The sequence below is a fragment of the Tahibacter sp. genome (assembly GCF_035481375.1).
In the GTDB taxonomy this organism is placed as follows: domain Bacteria; phylum Pseudomonadota; class Gammaproteobacteria; order Xanthomonadales; family Rhodanobacteraceae; genus Tahibacter.
The window spans coordinates 1-19,399 of sequence record NZ_DATIGT010000270.1 but is presented as its reverse complement, the minus strand read 5'-3'; the positions used below and the strand labels follow the sequence as shown (position 1 = coordinate 19,399).

Below are 19,399 nucleotides of genomic sequence, written 5' to 3'. Positions count from 1 at the left end.
AACCTGCCGATCCTGCTCGACCGGCGCCGCATCTATGTGCTGCCGACGCTGTTCGGCCTTGTATTCGCGGCAATGCTGTTCGTCATGAGCATCGGCGCGCTGAACTACTACAACAATCCGGCGCTGTTGCTGACCGTGCTGCTCGGCTCGGTCAGCGTGCTCAGCATGCTCGTCGCGTTCCGCACGCTCGACGGCACCTGTCTCGACCGCGTCCAGGCCGAGCCCTGCCACGCGGGCGACCTGCTCGCGCTCGAACTCGTGTTCGCCGCGGGCACGCGCGTGCGGCCGGGCCTGCGCATCGACATCGGCGACAGCCACGCCGTGGTCACGGCCGAAGCCGGCGAGCCGCTGCGCGCCGTGCTCGCGCTGCCGACCGCACGTCGCGGCCTGATGACGTTGCCGCGGATCCGCTTCTGGACGCGCTGGCCCTACGGCTTGTTCCGTGCGTGGAGCTGGCTCAATCCGCAGATCGAACTTCTGGTCTATCCGCGCGCCGAGGCGAACGCCGTGCCGCTGCCGCAGGGCGCCGACCAGGCGCAGCGCAGCCGCATCCAGCCGCTCGGCGAGGAGTTCGGCGCGCTGCGCGAATACCGCGCGAGCGATCCGCGCCGGCTGATCGCCTGGAAGGCGAGCGCGCGCGCCGACCGCCTGCTCGTGCGCGAACCGGAACAATTGCTCGGCGAGGAATACGTGCTCGATTTCGATGCGCTGACGTCGCTCGATCTCGAAGCGCGCATCTCGCGCCTGACGCGCTGGGTGCTCATGGCGGAGGAACGTCGCGCGCGCTACACGCTGCTGCTGCCCGGACGGCGCTTCGGTCCCGATCTGGGCACCGAACACGCGCGCCGCTGTCTGCGCGAACTGGCGCTGTTCTGATGCGGCTGACCCGGCGCCAGTTCGACCTGACCACGCTGACCGTGCTCTGCGCGAGCTGGCTGCATGCGCCGCATTTTCCCCTTTGGCTCAATGTGGCATTCACCGCCCTGGTCGCCGCACGCTGGCTGCAGCGCCGCCTGCGCCCGGACTGGGGCAAGCCGCCGGCGCTGCTGCGGCTGCCGCTGACGCTCGCGCTGCCGATCGTGGTCTGGCTGCAGTACGGCAACATCTTCGGCCTCGATCCCGGCAGCGTGTTCGCGGTCGGCATGCTCGTGCTCAAGCTCGCCGAAACCGAGACCACGCGCGACGCCCGTGCCGTCGCGACGTTCGGCATGTTCGTGCTGATGGCAGCGCTGCTGTTCGAGCAGGATCTGCTGACCACGCTCTATGTCGGCCTCGGCGTGGTACCGCTGCTGCTCGGCCTGCGCGCGCTCGAGGCCGACGAGACCTCGGCTGCCGCGTTGTCGCTGACCCGCGTCGCCCCCGGTCTGCGTGCCGTGCTCGCGAACCTGTTCGCGGCGGTGCCGCTCGCGCTGCTCGTATTCCTGTTCCTGCCGCGCCTCGCCGCACCGCTCTGGGCCACGCAGACCTCGCCGCAGGGCCGCACCGGCATCAGCGACAGTATGTCGCCGGGCCACATGGGCGAGCTGTTTCTCGACGACTCGCCGGCATTCCGCGTGAGCTTCGACGGCGGCAACGCACCGCCACCGGCGCAGCGCTACTGGCGCGGCGTCGTGCTCTGGCGCTTCGACGGCCGTACCTGGTCGCGCGGCGGCGGACTCGCCATCGCCCCGGGACAGCAGCCGCTGCGCCCCGAAGGTCCCGAGGTCGGCTACGACATCACGCTGGAGCCGACCGAGAAGCGCTGGCTGTTCGCGCTCGACATGCCGACGTCCAATCCGGCCGGCTATATGCGCGACGAGGACTACACGCTGTCGGGCCTGCGTCCGATCAGCAAGCTGCTCGCCTACTCGCTGCGCTCGGCGCCGCAATACCGGCTCGGCGGGCTCACGACGATGCAGCGCCAGCGCGGACTGCGCCTGCCGCCGAACGCGAACCCGCGCGCGGTCGCGCTCGGCAAGCAGTGGGCCGAGGAATTCGGCGGCAACACCGACCGCATCCTCGAAGCCGCGCTGAATCTGATCCGCAACGAGTTCCGCTACACGTTGACGCCGCCGCCGCTGGGTCGCAATGCGGTCGACGATTTTCTGTTCGAGACCAAGGCCGGCTACTGCGAGCATTTCTCCTCGGCATTCGCGGTGCTGATGCGCGCGGCCGGTATCCCGACGCGCGTCGTGCTCGGCTATCAGGGCGGCTACTGGAACGAGACCGGCGCCTACATGGTCGTGCGCCAGTCCGACGCGCACGCCTGGAATGAAGTCTGGCTCGAGAATCGCGGCTGGGTCCGCATGGATCCGACCGCGGCGGTGCGGCCCGATCGCGTCGAACTCGGCAGCAGCGCGGCGCACGGCGGAGGTTATGGCCGCGAGTGGATGCTCGCGCTGCGCAACCGCTGGGATCTCGTGAACCGGCTCTGGACCCAGATGGTCGTGCAGTTCGACGAACTGACGCAGCGCGGTCTGCTGCGCAGCGTCGGTATCGAGGAAGCCGACTGGCGCCAGCTCGGTCTCGCGTTCGCGGTCTGCATGACACTGCTCGCGGCGCTGGGTCTATGGTGGGCGCTGCGGCGCGACCGCGGCGACGGCGACGCGCTCGATCGCGCCTACGACAAGCTGTGCGCCCGGCTCGCGCGACTCGGCGTCGCGCGCGCACCGTCGGAAGGGCCGGCCGACTATCTGCGCCGCGTGCTGCAGCAATGGCCGCAGGCACGCGAGACGCTCGAACCGCTGTTCGCGCGCTACATGCAGCTGCGCTACGCGAGTACCGATCTGCCCGCCGCGCCGCTGCGCGACTTCGCGCGGGACGCGCGCCGCATCGACCTGCGCCGCTGGCGGCGTTCGTCCTGATCGGCGATTCGAGTCCGGAGCAACTGCATCACCGCCCCCAAAAAAATCGGCGGAGCGACCGCTTCGGCGGCTTCCTGAACAGGCACGCCGCGACGACACGGGCCGGTGTATCGTCGGGACGTCGATGCGATTGCGGGAGCCCCCCATGTCCTTCATCCGCCTGAGCCTGACCACCGCCCTGCTCGCTCTCGCCGGCTGCGCCACGGCACCGAAGCCGCTGCAGGGCGAGTTCGCCGCCGCCGCGCCCGACGCCGTCGCCGATGGACAGAAAGTTCGCTGGGGCGGCGAGATCATCCGTGTCGACAATGCCGCGGATCGGTCCTGCTTCGAAGTCCTCGCGCGCCCGCTCGACGGCAGCGCGCGGCCGCTGCGCCGCGACCGCAGCGACGGCCGTTTTCTCGCCTGCCGCAGCGGCTTCTACGATCCTGCCGTCTTCGAACCCGGCCGCGAAATCACCGTGACCGGCACGATCGCCGGCAGCGAACTGCGCAAGGTCGGCGACTACGACTACCGCTACACGCGCGTCGCCGCCGACGTGATCTATCTCTGGAACGAACGCGAGGCGCTGGCCTATCCGTCACCGTGGTTCTACGACCCGTTCTGGTACCGGCCGTGGTGGGGGCCGTCGTTCGTCGTCATCCATCACCGGCATGAGCGGCGGAAGAACTAGAAGCGCCGGCAACGAGTGCAGCGGAATGAGAAACGAGTAAATGCGAAGCGCTCCCCGCCTACTCTTTTCTCACTCCTCTCAACTTCCCACTCGCTCCTACGCGAACCCCCCATGCAACGGCGCACCGCCCAGCAAGTGCAGATGCAGCTGGAACACGGTCTGCCCGCCGTGGCTGTTGCAGTTGATGACGCAGCGGTAGCCGTTGTCGGCGAAGCCCTGGCGCTTGGCGTAGGCGGCCGCGGCGAGGATCATCTTGCCGACGAGTTCGGCGTGACCCGGCGTCACGTCGTTCAAGGTCGCAATCGGCGTCTTCGGCACGAACAGCACGTGCACGGGCGCCTGCGGGCTGATGTCCTTGAAGGCGATCAGATCGTCGTCCTCGTAGACGATGTCGGCGGGGATTTCGCGGCGGATGATCTTGCCGAAGATCGTGTCGCTCATGGCGTTCCTTCAGGGTGGTGACGTGCGGAGTGGTGGCGGCGCGGCTCAGGTCAGCGTCTGGCGGCTGCCGAACGCGTGCGCGAGCGTGCCGCGGTCGATGAATTCGAGTTCGCCGCCGAGCGGCACGCCGTGTGCGAGGCGCGTCGCGCGGACCCCGGCGTCGCGCGCGATCTGCGACAGCAAGTGCGCGGTGGCCTCGCCTTCGACGGTCGGGTTCGTCGCGACGATGAGTTCGCGGATCTCGCCGCTGCGCAGGCGCTCGGTCAGGAGATCGAGACCGAGTTCCCGCGGACCCAGGCCGTCGAGCGGGCTGAGGCGGCCGAGCAGCACGAAGTACAGGCCGCGGTAGCCCGTCGCGGTTTCGACCGCGGACTGGTCGACCGGACTCTCCACGACGCAGAGCAGGCCCGCGTCGCGCGATACATTGGCGCAGACGCTGCAGATTTCACTTTCGCTGAAACCGCGGCAGCGCCGGCAGTTGCCGATGCGCTCGACCGCGGCGGCCAGGCGCTCGGCGAGCCGGCGCGCGCCGGCGCGGTCGCGTTCGAGCACATGGAAGGCCATGCGCTGCGCGGTTTTCGCGCCGACGCCCGGAAGGCAGCGCAGCGCCTCGATCAGCTCGGCCAGGAGCGGCGAACCGGCACTCATGGGTCAGAACGGCAGCGAGAAGCCCGGCGGCAGGTTCATGCCGCCGGCGACGCCGGCCATGCGCGACTGGGTCTCGCTCGCCAGCTTGTTCGCGGCGTCGTTGAACGCGGCGGCGATCAGATCCTCGGCCATTTCCGGATCGTCCTGCATGAGCTTGCGGTCGACGGTGACGCGGCGCACTTCGTGGCGGCCGTTCATGAGCACGCTGACGAGTCCGCCGCCGGCGCTGCCGGTCACTTCGAGCTTGGCGATCTCTTCCTGTGCTTTCTTCAGGTTCTCCTGCATGCGCTGCGCTTGCTGCATGAGGTTGCCGAGGGGTCCACGCATGACTGGCTCCGGATAGGAAACTGAAACGGTGCGGAAACTGTGGTGGCGGCGTCCGCGTTCGCCAAGACCGGCGCTCAGGCGCCCGGCGCATTGTCGACGCGGACCGAGCCCGGCACGATGCGCGCGCCGAGTTCGCGCGCGGCGGCCTGCACGAACGGATCGCGATCCATGTCGTCCTCGGCCTGCTGCTGCCGCGCGCTGCGCGTGCGCATCAGTTCCTCGGCCGGCGTCTCGACGCTGCCGCTGGCCTGCTCGAAGTGGCAGCGCAGCGTGCGGCCCGTCGCCGCCGACAGCTTTTCCTGCAGCTGCGCGACCATGCCCGGAATCAGCACGTTGTAGTGTTCGGCGCGCAGCGCGAGGCGCAGCACCTCGCCGTCGACGGCAACCAGTGCCGCATTGCGCGCAAGCTGGCCGATCGGACCGAGCAGGTTGGCGCGCTCGATCAACGAAGCCCAGTCGCGCGGTTCGATTGCGACGTGTGCGGTGGTCTCGCCGACTTCGGCGCGCACGGGAGCCGCGATGACCGGGCTCGGCGTGGTCGCGGCATCGCGCGGCGGCGGCGGTGGCGGTACCGCGCTGACTGCGACGGCTGCCTTCGCTTCGACCACCACCGGTGCCGACGCGGCGACCTCGACGGCGCGCGCGGCGGCCGCTGCGTCATCAGCGCCGTAGCGCCCGGCATCCTCGCTCACCGGCCGCAAGCGTTGCCCTGACGTATCGCCGGCGCGGGCCGGCGGAGCTCCTGCGGACCGAGGCGACGCGCCGCCGGCACCGCTTCCCCCGCCGGCCTCGGCCGGCGCGAACGCGAGCAGGCGCAGCAGCGCCATGTCGAAACCCGCGCGCGGTGTCGGCGCGAGCGCGAGATCGCGCCGGCCGCTGACGCAAAGCTGGTAGTAGAGCTGCACCTCGTCGGCGCCGAGCTGCTGCGCGAAGCGCGCAACGTCCTCGGCATCGGCGGCGCTCTCGCCGACGTGATCGGGCACGAGCTGGCGCAGCTGGATGCGATGCAGCAGTGCGGCGAGATCGTCGAGCACGAGACCGAAGTCGGGCCCGAATTCGGCGAGCTGCGTCACTTCGGCGAACAGCGCGTTGCCGTCGCCGGCGCAGATCGCCTCGAGCAGACGGCCTACGCGGGCGCGCTCGATCGTGCCGAGCATCGAACGCACGTCGGCCGCGCGCACGCTGCCGCCGCCATAGGCAATCGCCTGATCGAGCAGCGACAGGCCGTCGCGCAGCGAACCGTCGGCGCCCTTGGCGAGCAGCGCGATCGCTTCGGCATCCGACGCGATCTGTTCGGCTTCGAGAATGTGGCGCATCTGCCCGGCGATCTGTTCGGGCAGCAGGCGTTTCAGATTGAACTTGAGACAGCGCGACAGCACCGTGACCGGCAGCTTCTGCGGGTCGGTGGTCGCGAGCAGGAACTTCACATGGGCGGGCGGTTCTTCGAGCGTCTTGAGAAGCGCGTTGAACGCGTTCTTCGACAGCATGTGCACTTCGTCGATGAGGAACACTTTCTGCCGGCCGCGCGCCGGCGTGTACTGCGCGCTCTCGATCATCTCGCGCACGTCGTCGACGCCGGTGTGGCTGGCCGCGTCGATTTCGAGCAGGTCGACGAAGCGGCCCGCGTCGATGTCGAGGCAGGCGCGGCATTCGCCGCAGGGCTGCGAGGACTGGCCGCGTTCGCAATTGAGCGACTTCGCGAAGATGCGCGCGATCGTGGTCTTGCCGACACCGCGCGTGCCGGTGAACAGGAAGGCATGATGCAGGCGGTCGCGGTCCAGCGCATGCGACAGCGCGCGAACGACGTGCTCCTGACCGACGAGTTCACCGAACCGCTTGGGCCGCCATTTGCGCGCAAGGACTTGATACGACATGCCGTTTCCTTCGGACCAAGCGCCGATTGTGCCACGGGGGCGCCTGCGCTCGCAGCGGCGCCGCACGACGGCCGCGGCCGACGACCCGTCCGCGTGTCGTTTCGCGGCGCGTTGGTCTAGGCTTGGCGCGCGCGGCGCGCGGCGCCCGCCTCAGGAGAACGCAACGACATGTCGTCAGCCAGCCTCAAGCCCGCTGCGATCCGGCTGCAGGACCCCGGCCCGACGCCGCGCGAACGCGCCGCGGTGCAGGATGCCGTCGCCGCCTGCCGCGACCTGCCCGGCGCGCTGCTGCCGCTGTTGCACGCGGTGCAGGACGCGCTCGGCTACGTGCCGCCGGCCTCGGTCCCGGCGATCGCGCAGGCGCTGAATCTTTCGCGCGCCGACGTGCACGGCGTGCTCAGCTTCTATCACCATTTCCGCACCACGCCGCCGGGCCGCCACGTGCTGACGCTGTGCCGCGCCGAAAGCTGCCAGGCCATGGGCGCCACGGCGCTCGAAGCCCAGGCGAAGGAACGTCTGCGCATCGACTATTACGCCACGAGCGCCGACGGCGCGATCACGCTCGAACCCGCCTACTGCCTCGGCAACTGCGCGCTGTCGCCGGCGCTGCTCGTCGACGGCGAACTCGTCGGCCGCGTCACGCCGCAGCGACTGAGCGATCTCATCGCCGCGCTGGAGACGACGCCGTGAGCACGACCGTCTACGTGCCCACCGATTCGGCCGCGCTGTCCGTCGGTGCCGAGGCGGTCGCCGCGCGCATCGCCGATATCGCGGCGCAGCGGGGAATACCCGTGCGACTCGTGCGCAACGGCTCGCGCGCGCTGTTCTGGCTCGAACCGCTGGTCGAGATCGCGACCGGCAACGGTCGCATCGCCTACGGGCCGGTCGATGTCGCCGATGTCGAAGGACTGTTCGACGCGGGATTTCTCGACGGCGGCGCGCATGCGCTGCGGCTCGGGCCGACCGAAGAGATTCCGTTTCTCCGGCAGCAGGAACGCCTGACCTATCGCCGCATCGGCGTCATCGATCCGCTGTCGCTCGACGACTACGCCGCACACGACGGCTGGCAGGGGCTCCGACGCGCGCTCGCGACGGCGCCCGAGGCCATCGTCGCGGCCGTCACGGAATCGGGACTGCGCGGCCGCGGCGGCGCCGCCTTTCCGGCCGGCATCAAATGGAAGACCTGCGCCGACGCGCAGGTCGACCGGAAATACATCGTCTGCAATGCCGACGAAGGCGACTCGGGCACCTATGCCGACCGCCTCACGCTCGAAGGCGATCCGTATTCGCTGATCGAAGGCATGCTGATCGCGGGCCTCGCCGTCGGCGCGACCGAAGGCTATGTCTACATCCGCAGCGAATATCCGCGCGCGTTCCGCGTTTTTTGCGAGGCGATCGATCGCGCGACGCGGGCCGGATGGCTGGGCGACGACGTCGCCGGCAGCGGCCGGCGCTTCGTGCTGCACGCGCGGCTCGGCGCCGGCGCCTACATCTGCGGCGAGGAAACCTCGCTGCTCGAATCGCTCGAAGGCCGCCGCGGCCAGGTGCGGGTGAAGCCGCCGCTGCCGGCGATCGCCGGTTTGTTCGGACGGCCGACCGTCGTCAACAACGTCGTCACGCTCGCGAGCGTGCCGGTGATCCTCGCGCGCGGTGCGGCGTTCTACCGCGACTTCGGCAGCGGCCGTTCGCGCGGCACGATTCCGCTGCAGCTCGCCGGCAACGTGCGGCGCGGCGGACTCGTCGAAAAAGCCTTCGGATTGACGCTGCGCGAACTGCTGCACGATTTCGGCGGCGGCACGGCGAGCGGCCGTGCGATCCGTGCGGTGCAGGTCGGCGGCCCGCTCGGCGCCTATCTGCCGGATGCCGCGCTCGACACGCCGATCGACTACGAAGCAATCGCCGCCGTCGGCGGCATGCTCGGCCACGGCGGCATCGTCGTGTTCGACGACACCGTCGACATGGCCGCGCAGGCGCGCTTCGCGCTGGAGTTCTGCGCGATCGAATCCTGCGGCAAATGCACGCCCTGCCGCATCGGCTCGACACGCGGCGTCGAAGTGATGGATCGGATCAAGGACGGCACCGACGTCGCGCGCGACGAAGCGCTGCTGCGAGATCTCTGCGACACGATGATCGACGGCTCGCTCTGCGCGCTCGGCGGCATGGCGCCGTTTCCGGTGCTGAGCGCGCTCGACCACTATCCCGAGGATTTCGGCATCGCGCGCTGAGCGCGGCCGGAGACCTCAACGCAAGTCCGCACGAACCGGCGCGCGAGCGCAGGAGGAACACCATGCTGTCCATCGCCGAATCCGATCTGGGTACGCCGGCGGCGAAGTCCGACGTCCTCGTCACGCTGGAGATCGACGGCCGCGCGGTCAGCGTGCCCGCAGGCACGTCGGTGATGCGCGCCGCGGCGCTGATCGACTGCGCGATCCCGAAACTCTGCGCGACCGAGATGCTCGAGGCGTTCGGCTCGTGCCGGCTATGCCTCGTCGAGATCGACGGCCGCAAAGGCTATCCCGCGTCGTGCACGACGCCGGTCGCCGAGGGCATGAAGGTGAAGACGCAGACGCCGAAGCTCGGCCGCCTGCGCCGCAACGTCATGGAATTGTATATTTCCGATCATCCGCTGGACTGTCTAACGTGCCCGACCAACGGGCACTGCGAGCTGCAGGACATGGCCGGCGCGGTGGGTCTGCGTGAAGTGCGCTACGGCTACGACGGCGCGAATCATCTTCACGCGAAGAAAGACGAAAGCAATCCGTATTTCACGTTCGATCCGTCCAAGTGCATCGTCTGCTCGCGCTGCGTGCGCGCCTGCGACGAGGTCCAGGGCACGTTCGCACTGACGATCCAGGGTCGCGGTTTCGCATCGAGCGTGTCGCCGGGCCAGGACGAATCGTTCCTCGGCTCCGAATGCGTGAGCTGCGGCGCCTGCGTGCAGGCCTGCCCGACGGCGACCCTGACCGAGAAGTCGCTGATCGAACTCGGCCAGCCCGAGCGCAGCGTCGTGACGACCTGCGCCTATTGCGGCGTCGGCTGTTCGTTCCGCGCCGAGATGAAGGGCGAGGAACTCGTGCGGATGGTCCCGCACCAGGACGGCCAGGCCAACCACGGCCACTCCTGCGTCAAGGGACGCTTCGCGCTCGGCTACGCGACGCACAAGGACCGCATCACGACGCCGATGCTGCGCAAGCGCATCGCCGATCCGTGGCAGCCGGTCGGCTGGGACGAGGCGATCGCCCACGTCGCCGCCGAGTTCACGCGGATCCAGGCGACCTACGGCCGGCATGCGGTCGGCGGCATCACTTCCTCGCGCTGCACGAACGAGGAAACCTATCTCGTGCAGAAGCTCGTGCGCGCGGCATTGCGCACGAACAACGTCGACACCTGCGCGCGCGTCTGCCATTCGCCGACCGGCTACGGGCTCAAGCAGACGCTCGGCGAATCGGCCGGCACGCAGGATTTCGATTCGGTCATGCGGGCCGACGTCGTACTCGTGATCGGCGCGAACCCGACCGACGGCCATCCGGTGTTCGCGTCGCGGCTCAAGCAGCGTCTGCGCGAGGGTGCGAAGCTCATCGTCGTCGATCCGCGCCGCATCGATCTCGTGCGCACGCCGCACGTCGAGGCGCAGCATCACCTGCAGTTGCGGCCCGGCACGAACGTCGCCGTCCTCAACGCGCTCGCGCACGTGATCGTGACCGAGAACCTCGTCGACGAAGCCTTCGTCGCCGCGCGCTGCGAAGCGCCGGCGTTCGCGAAATGGCGCGCGTTCGTCGCGCAGGAACGTCACTCGCCCGAAACGCTCGCCGCGGAAACCGGCGTACCGGCCGACGCCGTGCGCGCCGCGGCGCGGCTCTATGCGACCGGCGGCAACGGCGCGATCTACTACGGTCTCGGCGTGACCGAGCATTCGCAGGGTTCGACGGCGGTCATGGCCATCGCGAACCTCGCGATGGCGACCGGCAATCTCGGCCGCGTCGGCGTCGGCGTCAATCCGCTGCGCGGGCAGAACAACGTGCAGGGCTCCTGCGACATGGGCTCGTTCCCGCATGAATTTCCGGGCTACCGGCACGTGTCGGACACCGCCGTGCGCGAAAGCTTCGAGCGCGCCTGGGGCGTGCCGCTGCACGACGAGCCGGGCCTGCGCATTCCGAACATGTTCGAGGCCGCGCTCGACGGCAGCTTCAAGGGGCTCTACATCGAAGGCGAGGACATCGCGCAGAGCGATCCGAACACGCAGCACGTGACCGCGGCACTGTCGGCCATGGAGTGCGTCGTCGTGCAGGACCTGTTCCTGACCGAGTCGGCCAAGTTCGCGCACGTGTTCCTGCCGGGCAGTTCGTTCCTCGAAAAGGACGGCACGTTCACGAACGCCGAGCGGCGCATCTCGCGCGTGCGCCGCGTGATGGCGCCCAAGGCCGGCTATGCCGACTGGGAGATCACGCAGCGCATCGCCCAGGCCATGGGCTATCCGATGAACTACCGCGATCCGTCGCAGATCATGGACGAGATCGCCGCACTGACGCCGACCTTCACCGGCGTCAGCTACGCGCGCCTCGACGAACTCGGTTCCATCCAATGGCCCTGCAATGCCGAGCATCCCGCCGGCACGCCGACGATGCATGTCGACGAATTCGTGCGCGGCAAGGGCCGGTTCATGCTGACCGAATACGTGGCCACGCAGGAGAAGGTCAACGCGCGCTTCCCGCTGCTGCTGACGACCGGACGCATCCTGTCGCAGTACAACGTCGGCGCGCAGACGCGGCGCACGCCGAACGTCGTCTGGCACGACGAGGACGTGCTCGAGCTCCATGCGCATGACGCCGAAGTCCGCGGCATTGCCGACGGCGACTGGGTCGGCGTCGAGAGCCGCGCCGGCGACACGGTGCTGCGCGCGCGCATCTCCGACCGCATGCAGCCCGGCGTCGTGTATACGACGTTCCATTTTCCCGAATCGGGCGCGAATGTCGTCACGACCGAGAACTCGGACTGGGCGACGAATTGCCCCGAATACAAGGTGACCGCCGTACAGGCCACGCGCGTGACGCAGCCGTCGGACTGGCAGCGGCGTCACCAGCGCTTCACCGAGCAGCAGCTGGATCTGCTCGAACCCGCGCGCAGCACGCGCTGAGTCGCACGTGACGTCGGCCGATGACGACGCGAGTGCGCCGCCGCGCGGCGCGGTGCGGCGCCGCGTCGCGCGCTGGCGCGACGGCAGCGTCGACGAACACGCTGACGTCGTCGCCGAGGAAGTGCCCGTCGCGATCGTCTGCAACGGCGAACCGTTCGCCGTGATGATGGCCACGCCGGCGGATCTCGAGGACTTCGCGCTCGGCTTCGCGTTGAGCGAAGGCATCGTCGCAGCGCCCGGCGAACTGCGCGAGATCCGCGCGACGACGCAGGTCGACGGCGTCGAGCTGCGGCTGACGATTCCGCCCGAACGCGCCGCGGCGCTCGCGCGCCGCGCACGCAGCCTCGAAGGCCGCAGCGGCTGCGGCGTCTGCGGCAGCCGCGATGTCGAGGATCTGCTGCGCGTGCCGCCGCGCGTCGCGTCCGAACCGCTGCTCACGGCCGCCGCGCTCGATGCCGCGCTCGCGGCGCTGTCGGCGCACCAGTCGCTCGCCGCCGCCACCGGTGCGACGCATGCGGCGGCCTGGGCGGACGAGGCGGGCGCGATCCGCCTCGTGCGCGAAGACGTCGGACGCCACAACGCGCTCGACAAGCTCATCGGCGCGCTTCGGCAGGGCGATTTCGATACCGGCGCGGGCTTTGCGCTGGTCACGAGCCGGGCGAGCTATGAGATCGCGATGAAGGCCGCGAGCGCCGGCATCGCGATACTCGCGGCGATTTCGGCGCCGACGGCGCTCGCGATCGCGCTCGCCAACAGCACGGGACTGACACTGATCGGTTTCGCGCGGCCCGGCGGCTGCGCCGTCTACACTCACGCCACGCGCTATGCCGGCGCTCGCGGAGACTGACTCTGAATATCGAACGCCTCGTCGCGATGGCCAACGACATCGCCCGCTATTTCGCCGCGGAGCCCGAACGCGAAGACGCGATCGCCGGCATCGCGACGCACCTGAAACGCTTCTGGGAACCGCGCATGCGCGCGGCGATCATCGCGCACTGCAACGACGCGGCCGGCACGGGGCTCGACGATCTGGCTCGCGCGGCGGTGGAGCGGCTCGCGCGCGGCTGACCGGCAACAGGAAGAACGGCGGGAGTACCAACCGTCACTCAGCGCACTGGGGAAGCAACACCCGTGCGCTCACTGAGCGAAAGCAAGCGGCAACTCCGCCAGCCGCATCCCGGCACCCGAATCACTCACTACCGTTGCTCCCTTCCGGGCCTGGCGGGGTTTGCAAGCTATCGTCGCGAGAGGACCGACGGAGTCGCCATAAAACGTAGCCGTTGCGGCGGCGCACCGCGAGGCTTTGCAGGAAATCTGGCGGAGAGAGAGGGATTCGAACCCTCGATACGGGGATAAGCCGTATACACACTTTCCAGGCGTGCTCCTTCAACCACTCGGACATCTCTCCAGCCCGCGTCGGCAACCCCATCCCTGGAGCCCGCAAGCGGGGCGCGGAGGATACTAGGAAGCCCTGCCGCAGACAAGCCGAGCAGCGGGCGGCGGCGCAGGATCCGACCGCGGCACGCGCTGTCGAACGAGCGTCGGTACGCGCGCTCAGCCCTCGACCGGACTGCCGTCCGGATGCAGCCAGCCCGACGCGCCGTCGCGGTAGAACTCGTTCTTCCAGATCGGCACGCGCCGCTTGATTTCGTCGATGACGTAGCGGCACGCGGCGAACGCCGCATCGCGGTGCGCCGCGCTGACACCGACCCAGACCGCGAGATCGCCGATCGCGAGTTCGCCGGTGCGGTGCACGCAGATCGCACGCTCGATCGCAAAACGCGCGGCGGCCTCGGCCATGATGCGTTCGCCTTCGGCCAATGCGAGCGGCGCGTAGGCCTGGTAGGCGAGCTTCTGCACGGCCTTGCCGTCGTTGTGATTGCGCACCCAGCCCTCGAAGCCGACGCAGGCGCCGGCGCTCGCGCTCGCGAGCTCGCGCGACAGGCCGGCCGCATCGAGTATCTGGTCGGAAAGACGGAATGCGCTCATCCGCCGGACACCGGCGGCAGGAACACGATTTCGTCGCCGTCGGCGAGCGCGCGGTCCCAGTTCGCGAATTCGCCGTTGACGGCGACGCGCAGGCGCTCGGGCGCCAGCGCGAAGCCGTGGCGCTGCGCGAGCTGCGCATAGAGTTCGCGCGGCTGCGTCGCCGCCGTCGCGACGGTCTCGCCGTCGCAGCCGGCACAGTCGCGCAGCGACGCGAAATAAAGCAGGCGGTAGTGGCGCGGCATGGTCATTCCTGCGGACGGCCCGCGACGAGGTCGCGCTTGCCGCCGGACTTTTCGATCAAGGCGACTTCGGCGACGACGATTTCGTGGCTCAGCGCCTTGCACATGTCGTAGACGGTCAGCGCCGCGACGCTCGCACCGGTCAGCGCCTCCATCTCGACGCCGGTCTTGTGCGTGATGCCGACCTCGCAGCGGATGCGCAGCTCCGTCGCCGACACGAATTCGATGGCGAAATCGCAGCGCTCGAGCGCGAGCGGGTGGCAGAACGGAATCAGTTCGTACGTGCGCTTGGCCGCCATCGTGCCGGCGACGATCGCGGTATCGACGATCGCGCCCTTCTTGCCGCGCATTCCGGTGCGCTGCAGTTCCGCGGCGACATCCGCCGGAAATCGCACGACCGCCTGCGCGACGGCGCGCCGTGCCGTCGCGACTTTCGCGCCGACGTCGACCATGCGCGGACGGCCGCCCGCATCGACATGACTCAGTCCTTCGGTGTCCACCTCAGCCTCCGATCGCAAACATTTCGACGCGCGCCTCGTTGCCGGCCGCACGCAGTTCGGCGCGCCGCTCGCTGTAGCGATCGTCGCGCTCGCGCCAGTGCGCCGCGATCGCCGCGGCGAGCGTCGCGTCGTCGGCACCGGTGCGCAGCAGCGCGCGCAGGTCGTGGCCTTCGCTCGCGAACAGGCAGGTGTAGAGCTTGCCGTCCGCCGACAGTCGTGCGCGCGTGCAGTCGCCGCAGAACGGCGAGCTGACCGAACTGACGAAGCCGATCTCGCCGCCGCCGTCGACGAAGCGATAGCGCTCGGCGACGTCGTGCCGCGCCGCGCGCGAGACCGGTTCCAGCGGCCAGCGCGCGTCGATGCGCGCGACGAGTTCGGCGGTCGGCACGACGCGGTCGCGCTGCCAGCCGTTGAGCGTGCCGACGTCCATGTATTCGATGAAACGCAGCACATGCGGCGTGCCGCGAAAATGCGCGACGAGGTCGAGCACCCCGTCGTCGTTGATGCCGCGCATGACGACGCAGTTGATCTTGAGCGCAGCGAAACCGGCCGCCTCGGCCGCGGCGATCGCCGCGAGCGCTTCGCCGATTTCGCCGCGATTGCCCGACAGCTGCCGGTAGATCGTCGGATCGAGGCTGTCGAGGCTCAGCGTGATGCGGCCAAGGCCGGCGTCGCGCAGCTCGCCGGCCAGTCGCGGCAGCAGTGTGCCGTTCGTCGTCAGCGCGATGTCGTCGATACCCGGCACGCGCGCGAGCCAGCGCACGAGCAGCGGCAGCTCGCGACGCAGCAGCGGCTCGCCGCCGGTCAGCCGGATCTTGCGCACGCCGAGGCCCGCGAACGCACGCGCGAGACGCTCGATTTCCTCGAACGACAGACGGGCCTGCCTGTCGAGGAACTGATGATGCTCGGGATACTGGTCTTCGGGCAGACAGTAAGGGCAGCGGAAATTGCAGCGGTCGACGACCGAGATGCGCAGGTCGGTCAGCGCGCGCTGCCGGCGATCGACCGGCACGGGTTCAACGAGCGTCAGTGGAATCGGTGCGGTCATCAGACGGCACGCAGGTTCGGTTCGGTCGCACGCGCGGACTGCGCGGGACCGAGCACGAAACGCTCGCCGGCGCGCGCGATGCGATACCCGCGCGCGGCGAGCGCCGCGCCGTCGGCCGCACTGCCGTAGTGGTAGAGCACGAGGCGCGCGCGAAGCTCGGCGGGATATTCGCGCTCGACGTCGTCGACGCCGGTGTGCGACGGATTGCCGACGAGCCCGCAGTCGTGCGCGACGAGTTCGCCGGCCGCGGCATGACGGCTCAGCATCTCGGGAATGGGCCGCGTGTCGCCGGTCCAGACGAAGCTGCCGCGCAGCGCGAGCGCGAACGCCGTGTCGGGCGCGTGGTGGCGCACCGGGAACGTGTCGAACCAGAGATCGTGCAGCCAGAATCCGCGCGACACCGGCGTCAGCTGAAATGCGTCCCAGAAATTCGCGCCGCCTTCGGCGAGCACGTTCGGGTAGTCGGCGACGCGCGCCTGCAGCAGCGGCACGAGCGCGGCATGCGCGAACACGCGCACGCGGCCGCGCAGCGACGCATCGAAATAGATCTTCGTGAACAGCCGCTCGAAGCCGCCGACATGATCGAGATGCGTGTGCGTCACATAGATCGCCTGCGGCACGCGGCCGTAGCGGTCGAGGTAGCGGGTCAGCGTTTCGGGACCGCAGTCGACGAGCAGCAACGGCTCGCCGTCGCGTTCGAGCACGGCACCGGAAGAACCGAGCTCGACGGCCTGCGACGAGCCCACCCCGAGAAACTGCAGCGCCAGGGTCATGCGGTCGGTCCTGCGGCAGCGGCCGCGTCAGTGTCGATCTGCCGACGTGCGGCCGAATAGCCCGCGCGCAAGGGCTGCCACAGCCGGCGGTCGAATTCGCTTTCGCCGTCGGCGGCGGCGCCGAGCTTCACGAGCGAGCGGCGCAGCCGCGCAAGATTGTCCTCGGCCCACGCGCCGTTGCGCCGGCGCAGTTCGCCGCGATCGAAGTCGATCAGATGGACCGCCGTCGCCGGCTCGTCGCGACCGCCGAGCGACGCGTGCGCGGGCATGTCCACGAGCAGCACGTTGTGCGCATTGAGATCCGCATGCCAGGCGCCGGCCGCATGAAACTGCGCCAGCGTCGCGCCGATGCGCTGCATCGTCTCGGCGTCGACGCGTCGCGCCGCGAGCCGCTCGGCGAGCGTCGCCGCATTCGCGACGAGACGCGTCATGAGATCGGCGCGATAGAACCAGCCGCGGCGATGAAAACGCGCCGCCAGCGGCTGCGGCACCGGCAGCTGCAGCGACTGCAGCCGCTGCAGCAGGCGGAATTCCACGAAAGGCCGCGTCTGTTCGGCGCCCTGCCACCAATAACGGTCGCCGAGCAGCCGCGCTACCGCGCCGCCGCGGCGGTAGTGCCGCAGCACCGCCGCCCCGACGGGTGTCTGCACGCGCCACGCGGAACCACGGCCGCCCGACACGGCACCGGCCTGCCAGTGGGCCGGGTCGAACCAGTCATCGCCGACTTGTGCGGCGATCGACGCGTCGCAGAGAATCGCGCTCGCGTCGGTGGTCTTCAGGATCGCTTCGTTCATCGCCCGCGTCGCAACGGCCGCCGCATTCGCCTTCTTGTATTCCACCGCATTCTAGCAACGCTCATGTCCGTGACGGCAGCAACGCCACCCGAATCCCTGTGCCTGCTGCGCACTTCCGCGCTCGGCGACGTCAGTCACGTCGTGCCGCTCGTGCGCACCGTGCAGGCGCACTGGCCGCAGACGGCGCTGACCTGGATCGTCGGCAAGCTCGAAAACAAGCTCGTCGGCGATCTGCCCGGCATCGAGTTCGTAGTGTTCGACAAAGCCAAGGGCTGGGACGGCTATCGCGCCGTGCGCCGCGCGCTGAACGGCCGCCGTTTCGCTGCGCTGCTGCACATGCAGGTCGCGCTGCGCTCGAATCTGCTGAGCGCCCTGATACGCGCCGACCGGCGCATCGGCTACGACCGCGAGCGCTCGCGCGACCTGCACGGCCTGTTCGTGAACGAACGCATTCCCGCGCGCCGCGGCGAGCATGTGCTCGATGCGCTCGGCAGTTTTCTCGAGCCGCTCGGACTCGCGCAGACCGCCGTGCGCTGGGATCTGCCCGTGCCCGCCGAGGCCGAAGCGTTCGCCGCGCAGTATCTGCCCGGCGACGAGCCGACCCTGATCGTCAGTCCGTGTTCGAGCCACCGCCTGCGCAACTGGCGTCCGGAACGCTATGCCGCGGTCATGGATCATGCGGCGCAGCGCGGCTGGCGCGTCGTTCTGTGCGGCGGCCCGAGTGCCTACGAACGCGAGTTCGGTGATGCGATCGCGGCAAAGCTCGCGCGATGCGCGCCGGTCGATCTGATCGGCAAGGACACGCTCAAGCAATTGCTTGCGCTGCTGCGCCGCGCCGATCTCGTGCTGACGCCGGACTCCGGCCCCATGCATCTGGCCAACGCGATGGGAACGCCTGTGCTCGGCCTGCACGCGGCGAGCAATCCGCATCGCTCTGGCCCGTATTCCGACCGGCGCTGGTGTGTCGACCGCTACGACGCCGCGGCGCGGCGTTTTTGCGGCAGGCCCGCGAGCGAGCTGCGCTGGGGCACGAAGATCGAGCACGAAGGCGTCATGGATCTCATCGAGACCGATGCGGTCCTCGAGCGCTTCGACGCGTTCGCGCAGACACGCGCCGCGCGCTGAAACGCGTCAGCTCTTGTAGTTCTGGTACGACTTTTCCTCGATCAGCTGCGAGCCGAGCTTCAGATTGATCTCGCGCTTTATCGCGGCGCGATCGTCGTTCTGGAAATAGACGGCGCGCGCGAGTTCGATGAATTCCGCATCGAACGCCTGCGCCTTTTCCTTGAGGCGGATGCGGTCCTCGATATCCCAGAGCGCCTGATTCACGGCCTTCAGACGCGTGCGTTCGGCGGCGATGTCTATCGCGGCCGCGGCGTCGTCGCGCCAGACGTCGTTGAGCAGGTCGAGTTCCTTGCGCACGTTGGCGAGCTTGGACGGATCGGCGATCTGTTCGGACTTGATCTCGAGAATCGTGATCTTGTCGATCAGTTCGCCATGGGAGATCGGCGTGGTAATCAGCGACATGGAAAACGCATCCGCGGAGCGAAGGATGCGAGCGTAGCCGAAACCGCGGCGGCCCGGATCCGGTGGGCGGGAACGAAAAACGAAAACGCCCCGCGAGGGGGCGTTTTCGTCGTTGCTGGCGGAGAGGGTGGGATTCGAACCCACGGTACGCTTACACGTACGCCTGATTTCGAGTCAGGTACATTCGACCACTCTGCCACCTCTCCGGAACTGTCGGCCTCGCGGCCGGCCTCGCCGGTGGCACGACGAGGGGCGCGAATAGTACGGGCAACGCGCGACGGATACAAGCCGGCCGCCGCCGCCGCATCGGCTGACGCGGATTTCCGCCATATCGCGTATTCCTTCCCTGCAGATTCGGACGACAGGACCTGCGCTTGCCTCGGGACGGCGCCCGGCGGCATGCTATGACCCAGTTCGTTTTTCGCCTGTGCCACCGTTTTCTACAACGCCGGCGCCGTGCGTCTGGCGATGGCCACTGAACCCGAACCAGGCTGCGCGCATGATCGAATTCGGACACAGCTCCCACGTCGGCCTGCGCCGCGAACACAACGAAGATACCTATTACGCGGATCCGGAGCTGGGTCTATGGCTC

The 19,399-nt window shown here is 69.1% G+C and carries 20 protein-coding genes, 2 tRNA genes, 1 other RNA gene and 1 pseudogene; 10 read left to right on the top strand and 14 right to left on the bottom strand.

Going from position 1 to position 19,399, the window contains the following annotated elements; all coding sequences use genetic code 11:
* The 3 genes from VLF18_RS17810 to VLF18_RS17800 form a co-directional block, all read left to right on the top strand.
* The coding region (locus VLF18_RS17810) for a DUF58 domain-containing protein (protein ID WP_325280970.1) at window positions 1-876 on the top strand (876 nt) is incomplete at its 5' end.
* Window positions 876-2,843: a DUF3488 and transglutaminase-like domain-containing protein gene (locus VLF18_RS17805; protein ID WP_325280969.1), complete on the top strand. Its 1,968-nt coding sequence runs from the start codon at window positions 876-878 to the stop codon at window positions 2,841-2,843. The genes VLF18_RS17810 and VLF18_RS17805, both read left to right, overlap by 1 nt.
* A 145-nt stretch (window positions 2,844-2,988) precedes the next feature.
* Window positions 2,989-3,513 (top strand): Slp family lipoprotein, encoded by a 525-nt coding sequence (locus VLF18_RS17800; protein WP_325280968.1) that lies wholly within the window; start codon window positions 2,989-2,991, stop codon window positions 3,511-3,513.
* Between the two features lie 96 nt (window positions 3,514-3,609).
* On the opposite strand, the gene VLF18_RS17795 is transcribed toward VLF18_RS17800, so the two are convergent.
* The 4 genes from VLF18_RS17795 to dnaX all read right to left on the bottom strand — a co-directional run bounded on the left by VLF18_RS17795 (window position 3,610) and on the right by dnaX (window position 6,803).
* Window positions 3,610-3,954, bottom strand: coding sequence for a histidine triad nucleotide-binding protein (locus tag VLF18_RS17795; protein ID WP_325280967.1), 345 nt, complete (start codon window positions 3,952-3,954; stop codon window positions 3,610-3,612).
* 45 nt (window positions 3,955-3,999) lie between these two features.
* Window positions 4,000-4,602, bottom strand: coding sequence for a recombination mediator RecR (gene recR / locus VLF18_RS17790; RefSeq protein ID WP_325280966.1), 603 nt, complete (start codon window positions 4,600-4,602; stop codon window positions 4,000-4,002).
* Window positions 4,603-4,605: 3 nt separating this feature from the next.
* A complete protein-coding gene (locus VLF18_RS17785) occupies window positions 4,606-4,929 on the bottom strand; it encodes a YbaB/EbfC family nucleoid-associated protein (protein WP_325280965.1) in 324 nt (107 codons plus the stop codon).
* Window positions 4,930-5,003: 74 nt separating this feature from the next.
* Entirely contained in the window at window positions 5,004-6,803 is a 1,800-nt protein-coding gene (gene dnaX / locus VLF18_RS17780; RefSeq protein ID WP_325280964.1) for a DNA polymerase III subunit gamma/tau, read from the bottom strand.
* 168 nt (window positions 6,804-6,971) lie between these two features.
* Here dnaX and VLF18_RS17775 point away from each other — a divergent pair, with 168 nt between their 5' ends.
* From VLF18_RS17775 to VLF18_RS17755, 5 genes are all read left to right on the top strand, one after another.
* Entirely contained in the window at window positions 6,972-7,493 is a 522-nt protein-coding gene (locus tag VLF18_RS17775) for a formate dehydrogenase subunit gamma (protein ID WP_325280963.1), read from the top strand.
* A complete protein-coding gene (locus VLF18_RS17770) occupies window positions 7,490-9,028 on the top strand; it encodes an NADH-quinone oxidoreductase subunit NuoF (RefSeq protein ID WP_325280962.1) in 1,539 nt (512 codons plus the stop codon). The genes VLF18_RS17775 and VLF18_RS17770 overlap by 4 nt, the downstream gene beginning before the upstream one ends.
* Before the next feature lie 62 nt (window positions 9,029-9,090).
* Window positions 9,091-11,937, top strand: coding sequence for a formate dehydrogenase subunit alpha (gene fdhF, locus VLF18_RS17765; RefSeq protein ID WP_325280961.1), 2,847 nt, complete (start codon window positions 9,091-9,093; stop codon window positions 11,935-11,937).
* A 7-nt stretch (window positions 11,938-11,944) separates the two neighbouring features.
* Window positions 11,945-12,784, top strand: a complete 840-nt coding sequence (fdhD, locus tag VLF18_RS17760; protein ID WP_414717240.1) for a formate dehydrogenase accessory sulfurtransferase FdhD — start codon at window positions 11,945-11,947, stop codon at window positions 12,782-12,784.
* A gap of 26 nt (window positions 12,785-12,810) precedes the next feature.
* On the top strand, window positions 12,811-13,005 hold the full coding sequence (locus tag VLF18_RS17755; RefSeq protein ID WP_325280960.1) for a formate dehydrogenase subunit delta: 195 nt from the start codon (window positions 12,811-12,813) through the stop codon (window positions 13,003-13,005).
* A gap of 93 nt (window positions 13,006-13,098) precedes the next feature.
* Here VLF18_RS17755 and ffs read toward each other — a convergent pair.
* From ffs to VLF18_RS17715, 8 genes are all read right to left on the bottom strand, one after another.
* An RNA gene (gene ffs / locus VLF18_RS17750) (signal recognition particle sRNA small type) lies at window positions 13,099-13,195 on the bottom strand.
* A gap of 57 nt (window positions 13,196-13,252) precedes the next feature.
* Window positions 13,253-13,345: transfer RNA gene (locus tag VLF18_RS17745), tRNA-Ser, on the bottom strand.
* A gap of 146 nt (window positions 13,346-13,491) precedes the next feature.
* Window positions 13,492-13,926 carry a molybdenum cofactor biosynthesis protein MoaE gene (locus VLF18_RS17740; RefSeq protein WP_325280959.1) on the bottom strand — a complete coding sequence of 145 codons (435 nt, stop codon included), beginning with the start codon at window positions 13,924-13,926 and terminating at the stop codon, window positions 13,492-13,494.
* Window positions 13,923-14,168 carry a MoaD/ThiS family protein gene (locus VLF18_RS17735; RefSeq protein ID WP_325280958.1) on the bottom strand — a complete coding sequence of 82 codons (246 nt, stop codon included), beginning with the start codon at window positions 14,166-14,168 and terminating at the stop codon, window positions 13,923-13,925. Before VLF18_RS17735 ends, VLF18_RS17740 begins: the two co-directional genes overlap by 4 nt.
* A gap of 2 nt (window positions 14,169-14,170) precedes the next feature.
* On the bottom strand, window positions 14,171-14,665 hold the full coding sequence (gene moaC / locus VLF18_RS17730; protein WP_325280957.1) for a cyclic pyranopterin monophosphate synthase MoaC: 495 nt from the start codon (window positions 14,663-14,665) through the stop codon (window positions 14,171-14,173).
* A 1-nt stretch (window position 14,666) separates the two neighbouring features.
* Window positions 14,667-15,713, bottom strand: coding sequence for a GTP 3',8-cyclase MoaA (gene moaA / locus VLF18_RS17725; protein WP_325280956.1), 1,047 nt, complete (start codon window positions 15,711-15,713; stop codon window positions 14,667-14,669).
* On the bottom strand, window positions 15,713-16,486 hold the full coding sequence (locus VLF18_RS17720; RefSeq protein ID WP_325280955.1) for an MBL fold metallo-hydrolase: 774 nt from the start codon (window positions 16,484-16,486) through the stop codon (window positions 15,713-15,715). The genes moaA and VLF18_RS17720 overlap by 1 nt, the downstream gene beginning before the upstream one ends.
* Window positions 16,483-17,280, bottom strand: coding sequence for a 3-deoxy-D-manno-octulosonic acid kinase (locus VLF18_RS17715; RefSeq protein ID WP_325280954.1), 798 nt, complete (start codon window positions 17,278-17,280; stop codon window positions 16,483-16,485). Before VLF18_RS17715 ends, VLF18_RS17720 begins: the two co-directional genes overlap by 4 nt.
* 63 nt (window positions 17,281-17,343) lie before the next feature.
* On the opposite strand from VLF18_RS17715, the gene VLF18_RS17710 reads away from it, so the two are divergent.
* Complete coding sequence (locus tag VLF18_RS17710) at window positions 17,344-18,405, top strand: glycosyltransferase family 9 protein (protein WP_325280953.1); 1,062 nt, start codon at window positions 17,344-17,346, stop codon at window positions 18,403-18,405.
* Window positions 18,406-18,411: 6 nt separating this feature from the next.
* On the opposite strand, the gene VLF18_RS17705 is transcribed toward VLF18_RS17710, so the two are convergent.
* Window positions 18,412-18,807, bottom strand: coding sequence for a DUF6165 family protein (locus VLF18_RS17705; protein ID WP_325280952.1), 396 nt, complete (start codon window positions 18,805-18,807; stop codon window positions 18,412-18,414).
* 116 nt (window positions 18,808-18,923) lie between these two features.
* Window positions 18,924-19,013 (bottom strand) — tRNA-Ser (locus VLF18_RS17700).
* 293 nt (window positions 19,014-19,306) lie between these two features.
* Here VLF18_RS17700 and VLF18_RS17695 point away from each other — a divergent pair.
* Window positions 19,307-19,399, top strand: a pseudogene (locus VLF18_RS17695) (serine/threonine-protein phosphatase); the annotation flags it as partial.